The organism is Iodobacter sp. BJB302 (assembly GCF_002735645.1).
Classification (GTDB): Bacteria; Pseudomonadota; Gammaproteobacteria; order Burkholderiales; family Chitinibacteraceae; genus Iodobacter.
The window spans coordinates 1-3,827 of the sequence record NZ_PDZG01000137.1; the positions used below are offsets into that span (position 1 = coordinate 1).

The 3,827-nt window shown below is 47.3% G+C and carries 3 protein-coding genes and 1 pseudogene; 3 read left to right on the plus strand and 1 reads right to left on the minus strand.

Annotated elements, in window-relative coordinates:
* Window positions 1-234: 234 nt before the first annotated feature.
* Entirely contained in the window at window positions 235-921 is a 687-nt protein-coding gene (locus CSQ88_RS21995) for a response regulator (protein ID WP_218963182.1), read from the plus strand.
* 6 nt (window positions 922-927) lie between these two features.
* Window positions 928-2,244: pseudogene (locus CSQ88_RS23715) on the plus strand (ATP-binding protein).
* An 8-nt stretch (window positions 2,245-2,252) separates the two neighbouring features.
* Here the strand turns inward: CSQ88_RS23715 and CSQ88_RS22010 are convergent.
* Window positions 2,253-2,468 (minus strand): (2Fe-2S)-binding protein, encoded by a 216-nt coding sequence (locus tag CSQ88_RS22010; RefSeq protein WP_099400200.1) that lies wholly within the window; start codon window positions 2,466-2,468, stop codon window positions 2,253-2,255.
* A 266-nt stretch (window positions 2,469-2,734) separates the two neighbouring features.
* On the opposite strand from CSQ88_RS22010, the gene CSQ88_RS22020 reads away from it, so the two are divergent.
* Complete coding sequence (locus CSQ88_RS22020; protein ID WP_099400202.1) at window positions 2,735-3,751, plus strand: hypothetical protein; 1,017 nt, start codon at window positions 2,735-2,737, stop codon at window positions 3,749-3,751.
* Window positions 3,752-3,827: the final 76 nt, after the last annotated feature.

A 3,827-nucleotide genomic window follows, 5' to 3' on the forward strand; every position in this document is an offset into this window, starting at 1 on the left:
ACTGAGCCACGCGCAGTAGCCACTCCCCGCGCCGCGTCTGCAAATCCCCCATAAATCCTCCTTGATAAAAACCTCAGCATGACGAAAAAAGGAAAGGGCGTTTAGATGGGAGGGCTAGGCGCTTACAAGAAAGCTGTATAGAAAGTGTAGATCTTTGCAATGAAATGTCATTCCCCAAGCCATCACGGGCAAGCGCTTGTACAATACCGTTGCATAACAAACCAAGGGTAAATAATGTTCAGGTTAATGCTGGTAGAAGATGATACGAAGCTGGCTGCACTCATTCAGGAGTACCTCAGCAGCTATGAGTTTAAAGTAGAGATCATTGGCCGCGGAGATACGGCACTCGCCCACTATAAGGCGACTCTGCCCGATATTATTGTGCTCGATCTGATGCTACCTGGCTTAGATGGCATGGTGGTATGCCGACAGATTCGTGAAATCAGCAATGTGCCTATTTTAATACTGACCGCACGCGAAGATATGTTTGATGAAGTTTCCGGCCTTGAGCAAGGTGCAGATGATTACGTAAACAAGCCGATCCAGCCCCGCATTCTTTTGGCCCGCTTACGGGCACTATTAAGACGCGGCGCAGGAAAGCAAAGCAGCCCCAATGCCCCGCTTAGCTTTGGCGAGCTGGAAATATCTAAAACAGACCGCAGTGTTCGCTGGAAAAATGAAACCTCTACTTTAAGTAATTCAGAGTTCAAACTATTACTCTTATTAGCCGAATCCGCCGGGCGTGTTTTATCGCGTGATGATATTTTAAAATCCATGCGCGGTATTGAATTTGATGGAATGGACAGAAGTATCGACAATAGTATTTCGCGATTACGCCGCAAATTTAATGATCACGATTCAGAAAAAATCAAAACGGTATGGGGCGAAGGCTATTTATTCAGCCCTTCAGCCTGGGAGTAAGCCACGATGTGGAGAATTTATTTACGCATTTTTGTATTAATTACCGCCGTGACCATTTCATTAACGCAAGTACTCAGCTATCTGACCAATCAGTTTTATGCAGAGCAAATAGAGCAGTTTTCTATCAAAGATGCCAATGCGCAAATTTTTCTGGTTGAACAATATCTGGACAATAGTGTTGGGCAGCTTTGGCTAAGCCGTTTTAAAAATCTACAAAAAAAATCCAATCACAGTTATGAACTTATCCCGCTTGAGCGGGCAAAAGCTTTAATTTCTCCACGAAATCTGCAAAGATTACTGGATAAAAAAGTAGTTGTAGATTTCAAAAGCGAGGCCTATTTCCGCCGGGTAGACACAGATAATTCAACCTTTTCCGGCAGCTCAAACCAAGTCATTTATGTTACAGACAAAGAAGACCGCGATCCTATAATTACGAAAATAAAACGATTTCAATACAGCATTATTTTTTTACTTCTTCTGCTTATCTGCGGTATCTGGGCGCATCTGCACTGGCGTGAATTGCAGTCTCTTTCTAAAACAGCAAATGAATTTGGCTCAGGCCTTTTATCCAGCCGGGCCAAAGCCAGAAAAAGCGCCATAGTCTACCCTTTGGCACAGTGCATGAATTTAATGGCTGACCGGACTCAACGATTGATTGATTCACAGCGTGAATTACTCCATTCCGTTTCCCATGAATTACGAACCCCAATTGCACGGCTGGAATTTGGCCTTGAGCTGCTTAAAAACGAAGCAAATAACGATCAGCTTGAGCCGCGTTTTGTCTCAATGGAAAACGATTTGCATGAGTTAAATGATTTAGTCAGTGAATTATTAAACCTGGCAAAGATTGAGCAGCAACAAGCCTTGCCCATGCAAAATGTAAATACAGCGGAGGCCCTGCATCAGGTCATCAATTCATTGAGCCATCTGTTGCAAGAGAAAGAAATGAGCCATTCACTGCATTCAGAAACCAGCACCATATCCGGCGATCCCAAATTGCTGATGCGTGCACTGAGTAATCTGTTACGTAACGCGGCCAAATATGCCAATCAAAAAATCAGAATATCCACGCTCAGCAATGCCAGCGGCGGGGTTGATATTACGATTGAAGACGATGGGCCAGGCGTGCCGGAAAACGAGCGCGAACATATATTCGAGCCCTTTTATCGCATGGACTGAAGCCGTGACCGGGCAAGCGGAGGCTTTGGGCTGGGATTAGCCATTGCAAAAAAAGCAGTGACTTTACATAAAGGAAGGATTTGGGTGGATCAATCTGATCTGGGTGGCGCACGCTTTACGATCAGCCTGAGCAGCCCGGCTTAAAACCGGGCTTAAGCAGCGGCCAGCTGAGGCACCCAGCGGATAGCCTGAGGTACAGGCTGGGTGCTAAGTGCATCGGCCATCACCTGTTTGGCGCAGCTGGTGCACTTGCCACAGCAGGTAGCAACCGCAGTTTGTGCTTGTAATTGGGCAAATGTGCGTACGCCGCCGGCCACAGCTTTGTGGATGGCTTTGTCAGTAACACTATTACAGATGCAGACGTACATGGCAGCTCTCAGACTGATAACTGTTCTCATTATAATTGAAAACAAGTCCTTGCCAAGTGTTAAATAACACCCATTCTCAAAAAAAACATATCACACTACAGCCAACAACAAGCCAGATAGCAGGCACAGATCTGTGAAAGAAAAACAGCACCTTGAGAGTTTTATTTCTTTCATCAATTAAATGGTAATAATCCCAAAAAATGTAAGTAAATAATGCCGCCAGAGTATGATGCCGTTCTAACTTATACGCAGCATGTCTGATCACAATGCCAACGCTTGCTTCTTCCCCATTTGCAGCCCATCAAGACGCTTTAAATTTTCCACCCCCTTCACCGGAACATTCGGCCCGGCGCCTGCATGAAACCCTGTTTGCACTTCATCAGGAAAACGATCCAAACCGGCTAAGCGCTGCACTGCTGCAATGCTTTGAATCTGCCCTGGCGCTTTTACCCAGCCTTGAAAAGCCCGGTCATGCTGATGTGCACACCCGACAACTCAGCCAATGCCTGCTGCAGGAGCTGATGCAGGGGTTTATCCGCACGGCCTTACTCAGAAGCAATGAAACCGGCCTCTTTACCAGCAGCCGCCCCAGGCTGGAAGCCTTTGGCCATGCTTTAGACAGCGCATGGCAACTGGCCTGCCTGTATGCGCGCAGCAGAACCCCTTTGCCACCAGGCTTTTGGCGCAGCTGCCATCAGCTCTTTACTGATATTCATGCACTGGGCTGGGCAAAACGCAGCCTGAAAAATGGCAGCACACCCGGCACGCTTTACCGCAAAATCATGCTGCTGGGCATCAGCGCAAGCAATCGTCTTGAGCCACAAAAAATGGCGATTCTGTTTAAAATCATTGCAGAAGAAGCACGCTTTCTTGACCTGGTGCAACTGGATCAGCCGCTTAATGAACAAGGCGCTTTTGTATACCAGACTAACCTTGATGAGGCCCCCCGCTTTGCCCAGACACTGGCTGGCGAAGCGCGGCAAGTTTGGTGGACCATCGAAACCCAGGGCATTCTGAAGCAGCTGGGCAGCAGATTGCAACTGCTGCTGAACCACCACGAAGACCGCCACCATGAAATTCAGCTGATTGGTCGTTTATTGCAAGAATGGACCGCACCACCAAGGCGGCAGCACTTTCGTATCCGCAGGCAAAATGGCGAACAAATTCATCTGGTCAGCCTTTGGGACCGTTGCTGGGATCTTGCCGCGGGTCATATTGATGAAACCGCCCCGGAGCCCAATGCTGTTCACTTTATGATTTTTATTCCCCAGTTATGCCGTTGATTAAGAATTTCCGTGCCTTTTCTACTTGCAAAATGCTTAGTTCGTCGTTTCACAACCCGCGGATTACTGCGTCCTG